Annotated in this window: 17 protein-coding genes and 1 tRNA gene; 9 read left to right on the forward strand and 9 right to left on the reverse strand. The window is 68.2% G+C overall.

The window, feature by feature from the left end:
• Positions 1–10: 10 nt before the first annotated feature.
• Together ACZY0Y_RS09345 and sp36 are read right to left on the reverse strand one after the other, a co-directional pair.
• Positions 11–580 (reverse strand): RidA family protein, encoded by a 570-nt coding sequence (locus tag ACZY0Y_RS09345; protein ID WP_463883645.1) that lies wholly within the window; start codon positions 578–580, stop codon positions 11–13.
• 2 nt (positions 581–582) lie between these two features.
• Complete coding sequence (gene sp36, locus ACZY0Y_RS09350; RefSeq protein ID WP_003797879.1) at positions 583–738, reverse strand: Sp36 family protein; 156 nt, start codon at positions 736–738, stop codon at positions 583–585.
• Between the two features lie 37 nt (positions 739–775).
• Between sp36 and ACZY0Y_RS09355 the strand changes: the two genes are divergently transcribed.
• From ACZY0Y_RS09355 to ACZY0Y_RS09375, 5 genes are all read left to right on the forward strand, one after another.
• On the forward strand, positions 776–3,040 hold the full coding sequence (locus ACZY0Y_RS09355; protein ID WP_463957591.1) for a transglycosylase domain-containing protein: 2,265 nt from the start codon (positions 776–778) through the stop codon (positions 3,038–3,040).
• A gap of 3 nt (positions 3,041–3,043) precedes the next feature.
• Positions 3,044–3,991 carry a metallophosphoesterase gene (locus ACZY0Y_RS09360; protein WP_463957593.1) on the forward strand — a complete coding sequence of 316 codons (948 nt, stop codon included), beginning with the start codon at positions 3,044–3,046 and terminating at the stop codon, positions 3,989–3,991.
• Between the two features lie 325 nt (positions 3,992–4,316).
• Positions 4,317–6,149: an ABC transporter ATP-binding protein gene (locus ACZY0Y_RS09365; protein ID WP_463957595.1), complete on the forward strand. Its 1,833-nt coding sequence runs from the start codon at positions 4,317–4,319 to the stop codon at positions 6,147–6,149.
• A complete protein-coding gene (locus ACZY0Y_RS09370; protein ID WP_463883639.1) occupies positions 6,146–7,975 on the forward strand; it encodes an ABC transporter ATP-binding protein in 1,830 nt (609 codons plus the stop codon). Before ACZY0Y_RS09365 ends, ACZY0Y_RS09370 begins: the two co-directional genes overlap by 4 nt.
• A 77-nt stretch (positions 7,976–8,052) precedes the next feature.
• Positions 8,053–8,129 (forward strand) — tRNA-Pro (locus tag ACZY0Y_RS09375).
• Positions 8,130–8,357: 228 nt separating this feature from the next.
• On the opposite strand, the gene ACZY0Y_RS09380 is transcribed toward ACZY0Y_RS09375, so the two are convergent.
• Positions 8,358–8,600 (reverse strand): hypothetical protein, encoded by a 243-nt coding sequence (locus ACZY0Y_RS09380; protein ID WP_463882492.1) that lies wholly within the window; start codon positions 8,598–8,600, stop codon positions 8,358–8,360.
• A 144-nt stretch (positions 8,601–8,744) separates the two neighbouring features.
• On the opposite strand from ACZY0Y_RS09380, the gene ACZY0Y_RS09385 reads away from it, so the two are divergent.
• The gene (locus ACZY0Y_RS09385; protein WP_463882490.1) at positions 8,745–10,007 is read left to right on the forward strand and encodes a helix-turn-helix domain-containing protein; all 1,263 of its coding nucleotides are present in this window, start codon (positions 8,745–8,747) and stop codon (positions 10,005–10,007) included.
• 12 nt (positions 10,008–10,019) lie between these two features.
• On the opposite strand, the gene ACZY0Y_RS09390 is transcribed toward ACZY0Y_RS09385, so the two are convergent.
• A complete protein-coding gene (locus ACZY0Y_RS09390) occupies positions 10,020–10,997 on the reverse strand; it encodes a phosphoribosylaminoimidazolesuccinocarboxamide synthase (RefSeq protein ID WP_463957597.1) in 978 nt (325 codons plus the stop codon).
• A 2-nt stretch (positions 10,998–10,999) separates the two neighbouring features.
• The gene (purD, locus tag ACZY0Y_RS09395; protein ID WP_463882486.1) at positions 11,000–12,310 is read right to left on the reverse strand and encodes a phosphoribosylamine--glycine ligase; all 1,311 of its coding nucleotides are present in this window, start codon (positions 12,308–12,310) and stop codon (positions 11,000–11,002) included.
• A 307-nt stretch (positions 12,311–12,617) separates the two neighbouring features.
• Here purD and ACZY0Y_RS09400 point away from each other — a divergent pair, with 307 nt between their 5' ends.
• Genes ACZY0Y_RS09400 through ACZY0Y_RS09410 form a run of 3 tightly spaced genes read left to right on the forward strand, consistent with a single transcriptional unit; the run spans position 12,618 to position 15,733 of the window.
• Positions 12,618–14,270 (forward strand): molybdopterin-dependent oxidoreductase, encoded by a 1,653-nt coding sequence (locus ACZY0Y_RS09400; protein ID WP_463957599.1) that lies wholly within the window; start codon positions 12,618–12,620, stop codon positions 14,268–14,270.
• A 36-nt stretch (positions 14,271–14,306) separates the two neighbouring features.
• The gene (locus tag ACZY0Y_RS09405; protein ID WP_463882481.1) at positions 14,307–15,323 is read left to right on the forward strand and encodes an asparaginase; all 1,017 of its coding nucleotides are present in this window, start codon (positions 14,307–14,309) and stop codon (positions 15,321–15,323) included.
• A gap of 2 nt (positions 15,324–15,325) precedes the next feature.
• On the forward strand, positions 15,326–15,733 hold the full coding sequence (locus ACZY0Y_RS09410; RefSeq protein ID WP_463957601.1) for a sterol carrier family protein: 408 nt from the start codon (positions 15,326–15,328) through the stop codon (positions 15,731–15,733).
• A gap of 24 nt (positions 15,734–15,757) precedes the next feature.
• Here ACZY0Y_RS09410 and ACZY0Y_RS09415 read toward each other — a convergent pair whose 3' ends face one another.
• The 4 genes from ACZY0Y_RS09415 to ACZY0Y_RS09430 all read right to left on the reverse strand — a co-directional run bounded on the left by ACZY0Y_RS09415 (position 15,758) and on the right by ACZY0Y_RS09430 (position 18,019).
• Complete coding sequence (locus tag ACZY0Y_RS09415) at positions 15,758–16,519, reverse strand: SDR family oxidoreductase (RefSeq protein ID WP_463882477.1); 762 nt, start codon at positions 16,517–16,519, stop codon at positions 15,758–15,760.
• 64 nt (positions 16,520–16,583) lie between these two features.
• On the reverse strand, positions 16,584–16,916 hold the full coding sequence (locus ACZY0Y_RS09420; RefSeq protein ID WP_463957603.1) for a hypothetical protein: 333 nt from the start codon (positions 16,914–16,916) through the stop codon (positions 16,584–16,586).
• Positions 16,917–16,944: 28 nt separating this feature from the next.
• Positions 16,945–17,655 (reverse strand): HAD family hydrolase, encoded by a 711-nt coding sequence (locus ACZY0Y_RS09425; protein WP_463882473.1) that lies wholly within the window; start codon positions 17,653–17,655, stop codon positions 16,945–16,947.
• Positions 17,656–17,698: 43 nt separating this feature from the next.
• Positions 17,699–18,019, reverse strand: coding sequence for a YegP family protein (locus ACZY0Y_RS09430; protein WP_463957605.1), 321 nt, complete (start codon positions 18,017–18,019; stop codon positions 17,699–17,701).
• Between the last annotated feature and the right edge of the window lie 95 nt (positions 18,020–18,114).

Raw genomic sequence — 18,114 nt, forward strand, 5'->3', positions numbered from 1 at the left:
GAACTGACCTCTACGCGAATTCGGCAATCAGTTCGACTTCTACCGGGGAGTCGAGCGGGAGTACAGCCACGCCGACGGCGGACCTTGCGTGCTGGCCGGCGTCGCCGAGGACCTTGCCGAGGAGTTCGGACGCGCCGTTGATAACACCGGGCTGGCCGGTGAAGGACGGGTCGGAGGCGACGAACCCGACGACCTTGACGATGCGGGTGATGCGGTCCAGGTCCCCGATGACGCTCTTGACGGCGGCCAGGGCGTTGACGGCGCACACGGCCGCGTACTGTTTGGCCGCTTCGGGCGAGACCGTGGCCTCGTCCGTGGCACCCTCGGTGCCGGAGGACACCTTGCCGGTCGCCTCAAGCTTGCCGTCGATGAACGGCAGCTGGCCCGAGGTGTAGACGTGGTTGCCGGAAATCACGGCGGGGACATAGGCAGCCACCGGGGCGGCAACCTCCGGCAGGGTCAGGCCGAGCTCGGCAAGTCGCTGTTCGACGGCGGACGACGCGCCCGATCCGGCGGTGTTGTGGGCCGGGGTTCCGGCGACACCGGACGTGCCCGGAGCGGCAGATGCGGGGGAGCTCATGGCTACTGCTTCTCCCGCTTCAGGTAGGCAACCAGGCCGTTTCCGTCGGGGCCCGGGACAACCTGGACAAGCTCCCAGCCGTCGTCACCCCACTGGTCCAAAATCTGCTTTGTGGCGTGGATGATGAGCGGAATCGTGGCGTACTCCCATTTGGTCATGATCTAAAGCCTAGTACTTGCCGGTAAAGTGGAAAACATGGCGACTGGTAAGAACCCTGTATTTGACACGGCCACCACCCTCGGAAAGATCCTTCTTTTCCTGGGCGTGAGCGCCATTTGTGGCGTCCTGGTGGCGGGATTGCTGGTCCCCGCGGCCGCCGTTACCGGCAGCTCGGCCAGCGGCTCGATCAAGTTCTTCGAGACCCTGCCGGCCGAACTGAAAGTGGACCCGCCCAGCCAGTCGACGACGATCCTGGCCTCTGACGGCAGTGTGATCGCCAGCCTCTACGCGGAAAACCGCACCAAAGTGTCCCTTGACAAGATGTCGCCCTACATCAAGGACGCGGTCATCGCCATCGAGGACAGCCGCTTCTACGAGCACGGCGGTGTGGACACCACCGGCATCATGCGTGCGCTGGTCAGCACCGCCCGCGGCAACAAGCAGGGCGCGTCGACCATCACCCAGCAGTACGTCAACAACGTCATCAACTCATCCCTCGAGGCCGAGGGCAAAGGCGACCAGGTCCTCCTGAACGGCGTGAACAAGGGCGTCGGCGACAAACTCCGGGAAATGAAGCTCGCCATCGCGCTGGAGAAGAAGTTCACCAAGGAAGAGATCCTCGAGGGCTACCTTAACATCGTGTTCTTCAACCGCGACGCCTACGGCATCGAGGCCGCCTCCAAGTTCTTCTTCAGCACCACCGCCAAGGACCTGACCCTGCCGCAGGCGGCGCTCCTGGCCGGCCTGGTCAACAGCCCGTCCTTTTACGATCCGATCACCAACCCGGAGAACGCCAAGGTCCGCCGCGACCTGGTGCTCCAGTCGATGCTCACGCAGGGCAAGATCCAGAAGGCAGATTACGACGCCGCCGTGGCCACCCCGGTGGAAACGAAAGTCACGCCGGCACGCCAGGGCTGTGCGTACTCGGCCTCGGCCCCTTACTTCTGCGACTATGTGCTGCACCTGCTGCTCAATAACCCGGCCTACGGCGCCGACGCCGACGCCCGGGTGCGGAAGGTGTTCCGCGGCGGCCTGACCATCAAGACCACGCTGGACCCGAACGCCCAGGCAGTGGCCCAGGCCCAGGTGGACGGCTCCGCCGGGGCGAACCCGGACAAGTGGGGCGCCTCGCTGGTGTCCGTGCAGCCGGGCTCGGGCAAGATCATCTCGATGGCGCAGAACACCCAGTTCCTGGAAGCCGAAGGAAAGTTCAACAACGTCATCAACTTCAACGTTGATATGAAGGACGCCAAGGGCAACGACCTCGGCGGCCTGGGCGGTTTCCAGCCCGGCTCCACGATGAAGCCGTTCACCTTCGCCGCGTGGCTCAACGAGGGCAAGTCCATGAACACGGTCCTCAACGGTTCCGTGCGCAGGTACCCGCTGAACTACAGGTGGAAGAACACCTGCCCCACCCCGGTGGATGGCGCCTACAACACGGCGGAGAAGGGCCTGGGCGCCGCCGAGGACCTGCAGAACGCCGAAGAGGGCTACTACAAGAACATGACCGTCGTGGACGGCCTCGCGAACTCGATCAACACGATGACGTTCGCCACGGCCGCCCAGGTGGACCTCTGCGGCATCCAGAAGATCGTCGACGCCGTGGGAATCCATGCGGGCCAGACCAACGAGCCCGTTCCCATGACGCGGCTGTCCAACCTGATCGGCGCGACCCAGACCTCGCCGCTGACCATGGCCAGCGCGTTCGCCACCTTCGCGAACGACGGCAAGTACTGCGAGCCGATCGCCATTGAATCGGTGACGGACGCGGCCGGCGCCCAGTTGCCGGCCCAGGCCACCAGCTGCCGCGACGCCATCAAGCCCGAAGTGGCCCGCGGCGTGACCTACGCGCTGCAGGAAGTCCTCAACCGCGGCTCCGGCTCGCTGATCCAGCCGCGGATCTCAACAAGGACCAGCTTCCCGGTCGCCGCCAAGACCGGCACCAACGACCCCAACAACTCCACCTGGGTGGTCGGGTTCACCAGCGGCCTGGCGACGGCGTCCTGGTTCGGCGACGCGCTGGGCGGCCAGGACCGGCCCGGACGCAACCTGACCTTGAACGGCAAGTTCTACAAGGCCATCGACGGCTACATGATCGCGGGCCCGCAGTTCTCGAACTTCATGTCCCAGGTGGCACCGGCCTACGGCACCAACCCGTTCACGGCACCGCCGTCGAACCTGGTGACCGGCCCGGCCCCGGCGCCGGCCCCCAAGCCGTCGACGCCGGCACCGTCCAGCCCGGCGCCCGAGCCGAGCCCGGCGCCGGTGCCGTCGGACACCACGCCCGGCAAGAATCCCTAAGCGATGGCCGCCACCAACACCCTCGCAGGCCGCGTCCGAAGCATCGGGCGCGGCTTTGCCGTAACCGCCGCCGCCGGCGCCGTGGCGGGTGCCGCCGCCACCGGGTACGGGCTGTGGGAGAAGAACCAGTTCGTGCTGCGCGAAGAGACCCTGCCGATCCTTCCTCCCGGTTTCGGCCCGATCCGGGTGCTGCACCTCAGCGACATCCACTTCGTGCCCGGCCAGCACCGCAAGGCCGCCTGGCTGTCCTCGCTGGCGGAACTGGAACCGGACCTGGTGGTGAACACCGGCGACAACCTCAGCCACGCCAAGGCGGTGGAACCCGTGCTGGAGTCGCTGCGTCCGCTGATGAAGTTCCCCGGCGTCTTCGTTCCCGGCTCCAACGACTACTTCGCCCCGCGGCTGAAGAACCCGGCCTCGTACTTCCTGGGCCCGTCCGTCAAGCCCAAGGATCCTGACCCGCTGGACTGGCCGCGGCTGCGTGCCGGCTTTGGCATGGGCGGCTGGGTGGACCTGACCAACCGCTGCCAGTCGCTCGTGATCAGGGGCCTGCGCTTGGACTTCTCCGGCGTGGACGACCCGCACCTGGGACTCGAGCAGTACGCCGGCTGGCCCCGCGGAACCAGGGGCCAGGACGCCAGACCGCACCTCCGCATCGCCGTCATCCATGCCCCGTACCAGCGCGTCCTGGACCACTTCACCGAGGACGGCGCCGACCTCCTGCTGGCCGGTCACACCCACGGCGGCCAGATCTGCGTCCCCGGCTTCGGGGCCCTCGTCGCCAACTGCGACCTCCCGACCTGGCGCGCCAAGGGATTGCACGACTGGGAAAGCAAGGGACGCACGACGCCGGTGAACGTCTCCGGCGGCATCGGCACCTCGCGCTTCGCCCCGGTCCGGATCGCCTGCAAGCCCGAGGCCGTGCTGCTCACGCTCACTCCGCGTTCCTGAACCCGCTCTGTCCCCTACCCCGCGGGACATGCCCTCCCCTGCGCTCCACGGTTGGACATAGCGGGCTTATGCCCACTCCTCGCACCCAGGACTGGACATGTCCTGCGGTGCGTCCGGGCTTATGCCCACTCCTCGCACCCAGGACTGGACATGTCCTGCGGTGCAGCGGCACACCCGGCGGCCATTGCGGAATGTAATTACTGGGCGAGATGCTGATGCTGTCGAGATACCTGTGAACCCGGTCACCCGATGGCCTAGGGTAGTTGCTACAGGAAACTACATCCAGTTGCGTTAGTTATTCGCAGTTGCGTTTTAAGAAGCAGGCATGGCCAAGCAGACCTCATTTTTCTCCTCTATCAGCCGTCTCTATCCCCACGTCAGGCCGATCATTCCGCGGCTGGTCATGGGGCTGCTGTGCGCCTTGCTCGCGAGCGTGGTGGCCCTGACCATCCCCCAGGTGCTGCGGGTGCTGGTCAACCAGTCCCTCCAGCCCGGCGGCAGCACGGACGCGGTCTGGATCGCCTCCCTCAGCATCCTCGGCCTCGGCATTGCCGAAGCCGGTCTCGTGGCGCTGCGCCGGCAGTTCGTGATCAATCCCGCCACCACGGTCGAGACCCGGATGCGGGTGTCCCTTTACGGCCATCTGCAGGACCTGACGGTCTCCTTCCATGACCGTTGGGGCTCCGGGCAGCTGCTCTCCCGCGCCATGACGGACCTGAACTTCCTGCGCCGCTGGATGGCCTTCGGCGCGATCATGCTCGTGGTGACCACCCTGACCGTGGTGATCGGCGTCGTCGTGATGTTCACGATGAGCTGGCAGCTGGCGCTGATTTTCCTTGCCGCGGCGGTGCCGATCATGATTTATGGTTTCCGGTTCCGCACCCGCTTCAGCAAGGTGGCGCGCCGGAGCCAGGACCAGGCCGGCGACCTCGCCACCACGGTCGAGGAATCGGTCCACGGGATCCGCGTGCTCAAGGCATTCGGCCGCAGCCGCGAGGCGCTGGAAAACTTCAACGAGCAGGCCGAGGAGCTCCGCCAGACGGAGATTGCCAAGGCCAAGCACCTCGCCACCTTCAGCCTGGTCGTTACCCTCCTGCCCGAGCTGGCTCTCGGCGCCGGTCTCGTCGTCGGCGTCATGCTGGCCTCCACCGGTGAGCTGAGCATCGGCGCCCTCGTGGCGTTCTTCGCCACCGCCGCCGTCATCGCCACGCCGGTGGAGTTCTGCGGCATGCTGCTGGCGATGGCCCTCACCGCCAAGACTGCCGTGGACCGGCACTTCGAGGTGATGGACTCGGTGAACACCATCACCAGCCCCGGACAGCCCCGCCGCCCCGCCGAGCTGAAGGGCGCCCTCAGCTTCAACGCAGCGACCTTCGCGTATGAGGACGCCCCGGACAAACCGATCCTCAAAGACATCAACCTGGACATCAGGCCCGGCGAAACCATGGCCCTGGTGGGCATCACGGGCAGCGGAAAGAGCGCCCTGCTCCAGCTGGTTCCCCGGCTCTACGAGGTCACCGACGGTTCCATCACGATCGACGGGGTGGACCTGCGCGAGTTCAGCGTCGAGGAGCTCCGCACGGTTGTCGCCGTCGCGTTTGAGGACACCACCCTGTTCTCCAGTTCGGTCCGCGACAACGTGATGCTCGGCGCCCCCGCCGGACTCCCGGCCGAGCGCCGCGAGGAGGCCCTGGAGGAGGCGCTCGACGTCGCCCAGGCCCACTTTGCCTACTCGCTGCCGAACGGCCTGGACACCCTGATCGGCGAGGAGGGGCTCAGCCTTTCCGGCGGCCAGCGCCAGCGCATCGCCCTGGCCCGCGCCATTGCCGCCCGGCCCAGGGTCCTGGTCCTGGACGATCCGCTCTCCGCCCTGGACGTCCACACCGAGGAACTCGTCGAGACCCGGTTGCGGGAGGTGCTCTCCGACACCACGACGCTGATCGTGGCCCACCGGCCGTCCACCGTGGCGCTGGCGGACCGGGTGGCGCTGCTGGAGGGCGGCCGGATCACCGCCGTCGGAACCCACACCGAACTGCTCGCCGCGAACCGCCACTACCGCTACGTGATCGCCAGCCTCGACCCGGAACCGCGGGACCTGGACTCCGATCTGCTGGACGCCGATCTGTCAGGGCTCAACGCCGAGGAGGTTTCCCGATGAGCAGCGCCACCTTCGGCACCGCGAACGAGGACAACGCGCATCTGTCCAAGAGCGAGAGCAAGACCGTCCGGCGCCGCTCCCTTGCCCTGCTGGGCTCGCTCATCCGCCCGGTCCGCCGGCGGTTCTGGCTGACGATTGCCGCCGTCGTGCTGTCCCAGGCGGCGCGGGTCGCCGGGCCTGCGCTGATAGCGTTCGGCATCGACCGGGCCCTGCCGGCCCTGCGCGCCGGCGACAACCTCCCGCTGCTGCTCACCGGGGCTGCCTACCTCGCCGCCGCCGTCGCGACGGCGTGCCTCACGGCCCTGTACGTAACCTCGACAGCAAGACTCAGCCAGGCGATGCTGCTGGACCTGCGCGTCCGGGTCTTCCGGCACACCCAGCGGCTCAGCCTGGAATTCCACGAAAAGTACACCTCTGGCCGGATCATTGCCCGGCAGACCTCGGACCTGGAAGCGCTGCGCGAACTTCTGGACTCCGGGATCAGCTCGCTGGCGTCGGGGATGCTGTTTATGGTCTTCACCGCCGTGACCGTGTTCGCCCTCGACTGGCGCAGCGGGCTCCTGGTCCTGGCCGCCGGCGTGCCGATGTACTTCCTGGCCCGCTGGTACCAGAAGCACTCCGAGATCGCGTTCCGCGAATCCCGCGTCGTCTCGGCCCGGCTCATCGTGCACTTCGTCGAAACCATGACCGGCATCCGCGCGGTCAAGGCCTTCCGGAAGGAACGCGAAAACGCCGCCCAGTACGCCGGACTCTCCGAGGACTACCGCAAAGTCACGGTCCGCTCCATCAACCTCAACGGCATCCTCCAGCCCGGCCTGGTGCTGATCGGCAATGTCTGCGTCGCCGTCGTCCTGCTCTTCGGCGGCTTCCGGGTGCTCAGCGGCGACCTCGCCGTCGGTGTGCTGCTGGCCCTGATCCTGTCCACCAAACGCTTCTTCCAGCCGGTGGACCAGATGGCCATGTTCTACAACTCCTTCCAGAGCGCCCAGGCGGCGCTGGAGAAAGTCTCCGGCCTCCTCGAGGAAGTCCCCACCGTCCGGCCGCCCAGGAACCCGGAGGCCCTGCACGATGCCAAGGGAACCATCGACTTCAAAGGCGTCGAATTCCGCTACGGCGACGGCCCGGTCATCATCCCCACCATGGACCTGCACATCCCCGCCGGCCAGACCGTGGCGCTGGTCGGCCAGACCGGCGCCGGCAAATCCACCTTCGCCAAGCTGATCGCCCGCTTCTACGACGTCTCGGCAGGTTCCCTCACGCTCGACGGCGTGGACCTGCGGGAGCTTGCGACGGCGGATCTGCGGCGGAACGTCGTGATGGTCACCCAGGAGGCCTTCCTGTTCAGCGGATCCGTGGCGGACAACATCGCCCTGGGCCGGCCCGGCGCCTCCCGTGAGGAGATCGAGGCTGCCGCCAAGGCGGTGGGCGCGCACGAGTTCATCCAGGAGCTCCCGGAAGGCTACGACACGGACGTCAACAAGCGCGGCGGCCGGGTTTCCGCCGGGCAACGCCAACTGATCAGCTTCGCCCGGGCTTTCCTGGCCCGGCCTGCCGTGCTGATCCTCGACGAGGCCACGTCCTCACTGGACATCCCGTCCGAGCGGCTCGTGCAGGCCGGCCTCGCCGGGCTGCTGCAGGGAATCGGCGCCGGCACCGGCCGGACCGCCCTTATCATCGCGCACCGCCTGTCCACGGTGGAGACCGCCGACCGGGTCCTCGTGGTGCACGACGGGCGCGTGGTCGAGGACGGCACCCCGGCGGAGCTGATCGGCGGCGGCGGCCGCTTCGCACAGCTGCACGGGGCCTGGAAAGATTCGCTGGTCTGAACCGACCGGGGCGGCACGATTTCGCATCCGGGGCCCCCATCGGATACTCTTGTGAAGTTGCTTTTGAAGTAACGGATCGGGATGTGGCGCAGCTTGGTAGCGCGCGTCGTTCGGGACGACGAGGTCGCAGGTTCAAATCCTGTCATCCCGACCAATCAAGAAGAGGGCCTTCCAGCTGGAAGGCCCTCTTCTTTGTGTGCCCGCTGTGTGCGCGCCGGGCGGCGGCTGCCCGGGGCCGCCGTCGAAACCCCCATCGACTGCTCCACAACTGCCGTTTTGACCCCTCAGAAGGGCCGTTATGGAGCAGCCGATGAGGGTGCCAGGGCAAAAAAGCTCCGGGACACCTGCGCAGGTGACCCGGAGCCATCAAGAGAGGGACTGCTTACATCGGGTCCGGCCAGTTGCCGATGTTGGTGGCGAAGGTCATCGGGTCCGGCCAGTTGCCAATCGCCGAGAGGCTTCCCCGGGTTGAGCTCATGGGATCGGGCCAGTTGCCGATCGACAGGGTGGTGCCCATCGGATCCGGCCAGTTGCCGATAGCACTTATCGACAGGACGGCCGGAGCCGCTGCGGAGAGAGCCAGCGCCCCCGCCAAGGCGACAGAAGCTGCAATCTTCTTAATCATGTGGGTTCCTCAATACGAGTCGGAAACGCGAGTCGGACACATTGCAAAGCCAGCACGAGCCCTTGTTGACATACATTGTAAAATGGCTTGCACAGAGACTGTCAAGCATTTAGTACAAAGACTGTCCGGAATTAGGAGGAACCCGTGGGGAACGGATTCGGGGAGAAACTCCGAGCGGAACGGCTCGAGCGAGGCCTGACGCAGGCGGAACTGGGCCGCGATCTGTACTCGCCCAGCTACATCTCCCTCCTGGAGACCGGGCGGCGCGAACCTACCGCGGATGTGATCGAGGAGCTCGCCCGTCGGCTCGAACTCGCCCCCAAAGCGCTGGAAGCCTGGAGCCAGCCGGTGTCGGTCAGCGACGCCGAATACGTCCTGGCGGGCCTCTATGCACGTCAGGCGTGGGACCTGCGGGACTACCCGCTGGCCGCGACCCACGCTGCTGCGGCAGCCCAGATTGCCCTCGACGCCCGGAACACCAGCGCCTGGTGGAACATGAGCTACATGCAAGCCGAGTGCCTCATGAAGCAGGGCCAGCTCAAGGAATGCCAGGACCTTGTCCAGCGGCTCCTGGACCATCCGATGGCCGCCGAGTCGGCGGGCCTGGGCGTTCGTGCACGGCAGATGCTCGCGGCCGTGTGCCACGGCCAGGGCCAGCTGGCAGTCGCCGTCGAGCACGCGCAGGAAGCGGTGCGGCTCTGCGCCGAACTGCCCAAGGGTTCCACGCTGATCATCGGCGCGCTGCGGGCCCTCATCGGGGCCCTTGCCGAAAGCGGCCGGCTGGATGAGGCCTGGGAATACTGCCAGGCCATGAACGAGCAGATGGACGACCATTCCATGACCCAGCTCGCCGGCGAAGTCGCCTGGGTGATCGGCAACGTGGCCTTCATGCGCCATGACTACACCGAAGGCATCAAGTACCACGAGCGGGCGGCACAGCTGCTCTCCCCCGCCAACGACATCGACCTCTGGGCGCGGTTCAACAAAGCCTCCGCCGCTGTGCGCCTGTCCTCCGGGATCGTCGAGCCCGAAACGCTGACGTCGATCGAACGCGCCGAGCTGGCGCTCTCGATCGTGGGCGGCAACAAGACGGACCAGCTGGAGGTCGCGTTCATCCGGGCCCGCTGGCTCTACCTGACCGGCGATATTGTGGCGGCCGTCCAGAAATTGCGGGAGATCCACGCCGAGAAGGACGCACTGGCCAAGCACGTCGCCGGCGAGGTGGCCCTGCTGCTCGGCAAGGCACTCAAGGCCGCCGGCGAATCCGACGAGGCCCTCATCTATCTGGAGGAAGCCCAGAAGGAATTCAGTGCAGCCGGCGCCTCGGACCGGGTCCAGCAGGCGATGGACGCCGTGCTGGAAATCCGGCTGGCCCAGCGCCGCGCGCAGGCGGCGGCCGGAACCTAGCTGCCCCGGGTCCTAGGCGAACGTCCGGCCGGTGAGCTTTTCGTAGGCTTCGACGTAGCGGCTGCGGGTGCGGGCGACGACGTCGGCCGGCAGCGCCGGCGGGGGCACGTCCGAGGACCGGTCCCAGCCGGATTCGGCGGAGGTCAGCCAGTCACGGACGTACTGCTTGTCGTAGGACGGCTGGGCCTTGCCCGGCTCGTATGTGGCGGCGTCCCAGAACCGTGAGGAATCCGGGGTGAGCACCTCATCGCCGAGCGTGATGAGCCCGGTGGCGGCGTCGAAGCCGAATTCCACTTTGGTGTCGGCGAGGATGATGCCGCGGCCGCGGGCGATCGCCTCGGCCTTGGTGTAGATCTCCAGCGTGAGTTCGCGCAGCCGCGCGGCGACGTCCTCTCCCACCGTTTCGACGACGGCGCCGTAGGTAATGTTCTCGTCGTGCTCGCCCACTTCGGCTTTCGCCGAGGGGGTGAAGATGGCGTCGTCGAGCCGTGACCCGTCCACCAGGCCTTCGGGCAGCGGGAGGCTGCACACGGTGCGGGACTGCCGGTACTCCTCGAGCCCCGAACCGGTGAGGTAGCCCCGGGCGATGCATTCGACCGGGAACATATCCAGCTTCTTGCAGATCATCGCGCGCCCTTCCACGGCGGCGGGCACACCGGCCTCGACCGTGGACGCAAGCACGTGGTGGGCCACGCCGAGCTGCTCGAACCACCACAGGCTCAGCTGGGTCAGGATGCGGCCCTTGTCCGGGATCTCGCTGGCCAGGACGTGGTCGTAGGCGCTGATGCGGTCGCTGGCCACGACCAGGACGCATTCCTGGCCGATGCGCTCCGTGATGGACGCATCCGCCGGAACATAGAGGTCGCGGACCTTCCCGGAGTAGATGTGCTTCCAGCCGGGCAGGTCGGGGGTCGCCGTGTCCAGGCCGCCCCTCGGGGCCGGCGGGACGGGTTCGGTGGCGTCCGGTACGGCGGGTTCGGAGGTGGTCATGCTCAGGCCTTCGCTTTCGTGGCAGCGGTAGTACCGGGGGTCTGGACTTTGATCTCGCCGCGGGCTGCCTTGCCGCCGATGTCGGTGCGGAACTGGCTGCCCTCCAGCTGGACCAGTTCGACGCCGTCGTACGCCCGTTCCCGGGCCTCCACCAGGTCCGTTCCAAGGGCCACCACGGCGAGGACCCGTCCGCCGGCGGACACGACCTTGCCTTCGTCGTCGAGCCTGGTGCCGGCGTGGATCACGTGGACGCCCTCGATCGACTCGACTTTCTTGAGTCCGCGGATGCGGTCCCCGGTCCGCGGGGCGTCGGGGTAGTTTTCGGCGGCGACGACGACGGCGATGGCCGTTTCCTTCGACCAGCGCAGCGGCTGGACCTTGTCCAGTTCGCCCTTGGCGGCCGCCATCAGCAGCCCCCCGAGCGGGGTCTTGAGGCGGGCGAGGACGGCCTGGGTTTCCGGGTCGCCGAAGCGGACATTGAACTCGATGACTCGGGTGCCGCGGGAGGTCAGGGCCAGTCCGACAAAGAGCACGCCGACGAACGGGGTGCCGCGGTGCGCCATCTGGTTGACCGTGGGCTGGGCGACACGGTCCAGGACCTCCTGGACCAGGCCCTCCGGGGCCCATTCCAGCGGGGTGTAGGCACCCATGCCGCCGGTGTTGGGGCCTTCGTCGTTGTCGAAGATCCGTTTGAAGTCCTGCGCCGGGGAAAGCGCCACGGTGTTGCGGCCGTCGCAGAGGACAAAGACGGAGACCTCGGGGCCGTCGAGGAATTCCTCGATCACCACCGTGCCGCCGGCGTCGAAGCAGCTCTGCGCGTGCGCGAGGGCCTCGTCCCGGTTGTTGGTGACAACAACGCCCTTGCCTGCGGCGAGGCCATCGTCCTTGACCACGTAGGGGGCGCCGAAGGTGTCGAGGGCGTCGGCGGCTTCCTCGGCATTTCCGGCCACCCGGGCCATGGCGGTGGGGACACCGGCCTCGGCCATGACCTCCTTGGCGAAGGCTTTGGAGGCTTCGAGCTGGGCCGCGGCTTTGCTGGGGCCGAACACGGGGATGCCCGCGGCACGGACCGCGTCGGACACTCCGGCGGCAAGCGGCGCCTCGGGGCCGACGACGACGAGGTCAACGGTGAGCTTGGTGGCCAGGGCGGCGACGGCGTCTGGATCATTCGCGTCGATGGCGTGCGTGGGGACCAGTTTGCTGATGCCGGCGTTGCCCGGGGCCGCGTGGACCTCGGACACGTTCGGGTCGGCAAGCAAGGATCGGACAATGGCGTGTTCGCGGCCGCCGGGGCCGATGACAAGTACCTTCACAGTTCCCAAGAGTACTTTGCGGACCGGGCAGGCTCCTAAGCTGTGACCGCCGCCGGACATGCCCAGCCTCCGTACCCTCAGGACATGCCCAGCCCCGGCCGCGCCCACTGGACATCGTGCCAAAATGTCCATCCCTGCAACGCAGGGGAGGGCATGCCCCCCGAAGCCCGCCTCCCGCCCCACGGGACGTGCCCAGTCCCGGCCGCGCCCACTGGACATAATGCCAACATGTCCATGCCTGCGTCCCAGGGGAGGGCATGCCCCCCGGGCGGGCAATCCGCGGGCCGCCCGGCTCCGAAGACCATGTATGGACCAGCCCAGCACGCAGACGCCCCGCGCCGACAGACTCAACACAGGGAAGCCCGCGCGGACCCGGCCCGTCAAACGGACACCCGCGAAGCAGCTGTCCGGACCCACCGCCCTGGCCGCGCTGGCGGGAGTGGCTGCGGCCGCCGTCGTCCTGTCCGTGGCGGAACTGATCGGTGCGTTCTTCACGGCGCGGGCAACGCCGGTGATCGCCCTCGGTTCGACCTTCATCGACTTCACACCGTCGTGGATGAAGGATTTCGCGATCGCCACCTTCGGCACCAATGACAAGCTCGCCCTGTTCGTCGGCATGGCGGCTTCCATCCTGATCCTCGCCTGCATCCTCGGCATCGTGGCGTACCGCAAGTGGGCCCTCGGCGTCGCCGGTGTGCTGCTCATGGGCGCGGTGATCGTCGCCAGCGTGGTGACCCGGGCGGGAGTGAAGCCGCTGGACGCGATTCCCTCCCTGATCGGGACCGTGGCCGGCCTGATCGTGCTCCGCATCCTGGTCACACGGCTGTGGCGGATGCAGCAGTGGCCGGACATGGCCTCCGACCTCGCCGCCAAGGATCCCGAACGTCCAGCCACCAGCCGGCGCGCCTTCTTCGCCGCGACCGGGGTCACCGCCGCGGCCTCCGCCATAGCCGCGACCGGCGGCCGTCTGCTCAGCGCGGCCCGCAGCAACGTGGCCCAGGCCCGCGAATCCCTTCAGCTCCCCGCCCCGGCGAAGCCGGCCCCCGCCGTACCCGCCGGCGTGCAGTCCAAGGCGCCCGGGGTCACACCGTGGCTGACGCCCAACAACGACTTCTACCGCATCGATACGGCGCTGAGCGTGCCCGAGATCAACGTCCAGGACTGGGAACTGCGCGTCCACGGCCTGGTGGACCGGGAAATCCGGCTCAGCTTCCAGGACCTGCTCGACGCGGATCTGATCGAATCCCACGTCTCCCTGACCTGCGTCTCCAACCCGGTGGGCGGAAACCTGGCCGGCAACGCCAAATGGCTGGGCATGCCCATCCGTGAGGTGCTCAAGATGGCCGGTCCCAAGGACGGCGCGGACATGGTGCTCTCCACCTCGATCGACGGCTTCAGCGCCTCAACCCCGCTGGAGGTCCTGCAGGACGACCGCGACGCCATGCTGGCGATCGGCATGAACGGCGAAGCCCTGCCCCTGGAACACGGCTACCCCGTGCGCATGGTCGTCCCCGGTCTGTACGGCTTCGTCTCCGCCACCAAGTGGGTGGTGGACCTGGAAGTCACCCGTTTCGCGGACAGCAAGGCGTACTGGACGCAGCGCGGCTGGTCCGAGCGCGGCCCCATCAAGACCATGGCCCGGGTGGAAGTCCCGAAGTCCTTCGCCAAGGTTCCGGCCGGACGCGTCGCGATCGGCGGCACCGCCTGGGCCCAGACTCGCGGCATCACCAAAGTTGAGGTGCAGATCGACAACGGGCCCTGGACCGAGGCCACCCTCTCCACGGAGGCTTCCCTCGTCACCTGGCGGCAGTGGTCCTTCGACTGGGAGGCGACCCCGGGCCCGCACTACATCAAGGCCCGCGCCACCGACGGCACCGGCGAGGTCCAGACGGACAAGCGTGCCGATCCGGTGCCCGACGGCGCGTCGGGCTGGCAGTCACTGATGGTGACCGTGGAATAACCGGGTATCCCCGCCCGGGCACCATAGACTTACGGCATGCCCCTGAATTCGCATGCCACCTTCACCGTCGAGTCTGCCGTCGAACTGGCCGTCGTTGAACGCAGCGGCTTTGTGGAGTCCCGCCACATCGGCTCCGCCGTACTCATCGCCGGGGACGGCACCGTCGTCACCGAACTGGGCGACATCACCACCCCGATCTACGCCCGGTCCACGCTCAAGCCGCTGCAGGCCCTCGCTTCCATGCAGGCCGGTGTTCCCCTGCGCGGCGCGCAGGCAGCGATCGCCTGCGGCAGCCACGTCGGCTCGCTGGACCACATGGACGTCGTCGAGGGCATGCTCAAGGCCGCAGGCGTCAAAGAAGAGCAGCTCCAGTGCCCGGCCGCCTGGCCCGAGGATGAGACCGCCCGGAACTGGCTGGTCCGCTCCGAGCGGGGCAAGTCCAAGCTGGCGTTCAACTGCTCCGGAAAGCACGCCGCATTCCTGTGGGCCTGCACCGAGAACGGTTGGGACACACGCAGCTACCTCGAGCCCAACCACCCGCTGCAGCAGCGCATCCGCTCCGTGATCGAGGAATACTGCGGCGAAAGCATCGCCCACCTCGGCATCGACGGCTGCGGCGCCCCCGTCGCAGCCGTGTCCCTGACCGGACTGGCCCGGGCCTTCTCCAAGCTGGCCAAGGCCCCCGGGGACAAGAACTCCAATGCCCGCGCCGCCACGATCGCCACGTCGATGCTGGACTACCCGTGGGCGGTGCAGGGCAAGGGCGAGTGCAACACGATCGTCATGGACGACCTCGGCATCCTCGCCAAGATCGGCGCCGAGGGCGTGCTGGTGATGGCCACGCCCGCGGGCGCCTCCGTCGCCATCAAGATCCTCGACGGCAACATCCGGGCCACCACGCTCGTCGGGCTGACCCTGCTCGCGGCTGCCGGCGCCGTCGACGTCCCGGAAGTTGCCAGCGTCCTGGACAAGGTGGTCTCCCCCGTGCTCGGCGGCGGCCGGCCGGTGGGCAAGATCCGTCTCGGCCACGCCGTCTCGGCCCTGCTCGACTAGCCATGGCCGTCGCCCGACGCAGAATCGCCGTCGATGAGGGCCGCGCGGCTCTCGCCGCGTGGCAGGCCGCCAACGCTCCGGCGTCCGACGCCGCCGGAGGCACCGGCCCGGACGCCGGCGTCCCCGTCCCCCGCAGCACGCTGGCGACGGCGGTGCGCTACACCCTGGAGGAGGTCACCGCCCGGGCGCCGGGGAACTCGGTGGAGGTGCGGGTCCCTCCGTTCGGCGTCACGCAGTGTGTGGAGGGCCCGCGGCATACCCGTGGCACTCCGCCGAACGTCATCGAGTGCGACGCCGCCACCTGGCTTGCGATGGTGAGCGGACAGTTGAGCTGGGCAGACGCCGTCGACGCCGGGCGGGTGGCAGCCTCCGGTCTGCGCGCCGACCTGTCCGGCCTGCTGCCGCTCTAAAGGGCCGGCCTCCCCCGGCGGCGACTACCCGCGCCCGATGAACGGCATCCCGGCGGCGGTGATCACGAGGGATCCGACACTGGCCGACGGCGGCATCCCGGCCATCAGCAGCACCGCACGCGCGGCGTCGTCGACCGGGAAGGTCGGCTCGACGCGGCTGCTGCCGTCGGCCTGGACAGCCCCGGAGCCGACGCCGATCGTGTCCATCAGCTCCGTGGCGGTGTTGCCGATGTCGATCTGCCCGCAGGTGATGCCAAACCCGCGCCCGTCCAGTTCGATGCTCTTGGTGAGCCCGGTCATGGCGTGCTTGGTGACGGTGTAGGCCACCGTCCGGGGCCGGGGCGAGTGGGCGGCAATCGAGCCGTTGTTGATGATCCGGCCGCCCTGCGGTGACTGCGCCTTCATGGCCCGCACGGCGGCAGCGGCGCAGAGCATGGCGCCGGTCAGGTTCACGGCCACGGTGGCGTCCCAGTCCGCGAGGCTGATCTCGTCCACGGAGGCGGCAGGCCCAAACACTCCGGCGTTGTTGAACAGCACGTCCACGCGTCCCCAGCGCTGGAGGGCGGCGGCGAAAGGCCGCTCGACGTCGTCGGGCACGGTGACGTCGCACGGGACGGCGAGGGCCTGGGCATGTCCGGCCCCGGTTTCCAGCAGCTGGGCCTCGCGCCGGCCGGCCAGCACCACCCGGTACCCGTCAGCGAGCATGAGCCGGGCGACGGCCCTGCCGATCCCCGAGCCGGCGCCGGTTACTACGGCCACCCGGCCGGGCAGGTGATGACGTGTCATCCGGCTAGCGTATGCCGAGTTCGCTGTTCACGGCAGTGTTGCGCGCCAACATTGCCGCGAAATGTCATCCCGCGGAGGCCTGGCCGTCCCCGCGGCGGCCGCGGCGGGGCCGCCGGCCGGCACGGTAGCCGGACCAGAACGCGAGCGTCACCAGGCCTAGACCGGCCAACACAACGCCCGCCCACTTCTCCGCATCCATGATCAGCATGCCCTGGGCGGCGAAGGTCTGTTGGGAGAGCGGCGCGTAGGCAAACCAGCCGAAACTCTCCTGCCGCACCGGCATCGACAGCAGGACCGCCCCCACCGCCAGCAGGGCCACGGCCGCAAGCGGCACCACCAACTGTGCCGGCCGCGGGCGGCGCGGCGGTCCGGATTCCCTATCCCCCCGTGGATTCATGGAAACACTGTAGCCGCCGGCGGTCCCGCTAGCTCCGGCGGACGCGGGCGGCGAGCTGTCCGATCGCGCTGTCCCGGAGGTTGTCCAGGAGCGCCCGGGGGCCCGGGTAGATTTCGACGGCGCCGGCGTCCCGGAGTTCCGCTTCGCTGGTGCCACCGCAGGTCAGACCGATGGCCGGGATGCCGAGCTTCCCGGCGGCGTAGATGTCCCATACGGCGTCGCCCACGTAGACGGCGTCCGTTGCCGGCACACCCACGGCGTTGAGGGCTGCCACGAGGATGTCCGGGGCGGGTTTGCTCTCCTTCGCGTCTGCCGAGCTGGTGGCGGCGTCGATGTAGGCGTCGGCTCCGATCGTGGCCCGCAGCACGTCAAGGTCGCGTTCCCGGGCGGAGGATGCCAGTGCCACGGCGAGACCGCCGTCGTGGCAGCCCGCCAGCAGCGCGCGGGCGCCTTCGAGCGGGCGCAGCGCGGGCCAGAAGGTGGAGAACACGGCGGCGTGCGAGGTCATGATGGTGCTGTCTTCGCCCGTGTCCCGGTCAGCGGGCAGCAGTTTGGCGAGGATTTTGTCCCCGCCCATCCCGACCGAGCGGTGGATGCTCGCCATCGGCACGTCGTGGCCGGCCTGCCGGAAGGCCTGCCACCAGGCCAGGGTGTGAAGATACGTCGAGTCGACCAGGGTGCCGTCGACGTCGAACAGCACGGCGGCTTTGCGGCCGGCTCCGGGCGTTGGGCCGGTCATGGGGTCTGCGGGGCCCTGGCCAGGGAGGCCGCCAGGATTCGAGTCAGCGATGAGCCCGTGCTCGCTTTCCGGCTGCCAGCGACCCGCCGGAGAGCGTGGTGCCGCGGCTGGTCCCTCCTGCGGTCCTTCTGGATACCCTGGCCAGGGCAGCTGCGGGCGCCGCCGGTGCGACGGCTTGCCGGCCGGCGCTGCGGTCGCGGATGAGGCCGGTGCCGGCGATTTCGCGGGCCTGGGCGATGCCGGCCACAGCGGCCTTCTTGGTGGGGAACGTGACCGAGACAGCCATCAGGCTTCCTGCGCCGTCAAGCATCCGGATCCGGTAGCCGCCGTCGGGCGCGTCCACGACCTCAAAATATCCAGCCATCGCACTCTCCTTCATCCTCATACCCCACGTTGGGATATTAGTAAGTATACTTATCTAGGGGATGGATGAAAACCGTTTCCCGGGAATCCGGAGGT

It is taken from the genome of Pseudarthrobacter kochi (genome assembly GCF_055412805.1).

What these genes read in the sequence shown, in the direction of transcription:
- ACZY0Y_RS09420 (WP_463957603.1), bottom strand. Translation starts at nt 16,916, where the DNA reads ATGAATCCACGGGGGGATAGGGAATCCGGACCGCCGCGCCGCCCGCGG.
- ACZY0Y_RS09365 (WP_463957595.1), top strand. Translation starts at nt 4,317, where the DNA reads ATGGCCAAGCAGACCTCATTTTTCTCCTCTATCAGCCGTCTCTATCCC.
- ACZY0Y_RS09380 (WP_463882492.1), bottom strand. Translation starts at nt 8,600, where the DNA reads ATGATTAAGAAGATTGCAGCTTCTGTCGCCTTGGCGGGGGCGCTGGCT.
- ACZY0Y_RS09410 (WP_463957601.1), top strand. Translation starts at nt 15,326, where the DNA reads ATGGCCGTCGCCCGACGCAGAATCGCCGTCGATGAGGGCCGCGCGGCT.
- sp36 (WP_003797879.1), bottom strand. Translation starts at nt 738, where the DNA reads ATGACCAAATGGGAGTACGCCACGATTCCGCTCATCATCCACGCCACA.
- ACZY0Y_RS09405 (WP_463882481.1), top strand. Translation starts at nt 14,307, where the DNA reads ATGCCCCTGAATTCGCATGCCACCTTCACCGTCGAGTCTGCCGTCGAA.
- ACZY0Y_RS09355 (WP_463957591.1), top strand. Translation starts at nt 776, where the DNA reads ATGGCGACTGGTAAGAACCCTGTATTTGACACGGCCACCACCCTCGGA.
- ACZY0Y_RS09390 (WP_463957597.1), bottom strand. Translation starts at nt 10,997, where the DNA reads ATGACCACCTCCGAACCCGCCGTACCGGACGCCACCGAACCCGTCCCG.
- ACZY0Y_RS09370 (WP_463883639.1), top strand. Translation starts at nt 6,146, where the DNA reads ATGAGCAGCGCCACCTTCGGCACCGCGAACGAGGACAACGCGCATCTG.
- ACZY0Y_RS09400 (WP_463957599.1), top strand. Translation starts at nt 12,618, where the DNA reads ATGGACCAGCCCAGCACGCAGACGCCCCGCGCCGACAGACTCAACACA.
- ACZY0Y_RS09345 (WP_463883645.1), bottom strand. Translation starts at nt 580, where the DNA reads ATGAGCTCCCCCGCATCTGCCGCTCCGGGCACGTCCGGTGTCGCCGGA.
- ACZY0Y_RS09360 (WP_463957593.1), top strand. Translation starts at nt 3,044, where the DNA reads ATGGCCGCCACCAACACCCTCGCAGGCCGCGTCCGAAGCATCGGGCGC.
- ACZY0Y_RS09415 (WP_463882477.1), bottom strand. Translation starts at nt 16,519, where the DNA reads ATGACACGTCATCACCTGCCCGGCCGGGTGGCCGTAGTAACCGGCGCC.
- ACZY0Y_RS09430 (WP_463957605.1), bottom strand. Translation starts at nt 18,019, where the DNA reads ATGGCTGGATATTTTGAGGTCGTGGACGCGCCCGACGGCGGCTACCGG.
- ACZY0Y_RS09425 (WP_463882473.1), bottom strand. Translation starts at nt 17,655, where the DNA reads ATGACCGGCCCAACGCCCGGAGCCGGCCGCAAAGCCGCCGTGCTGTTC.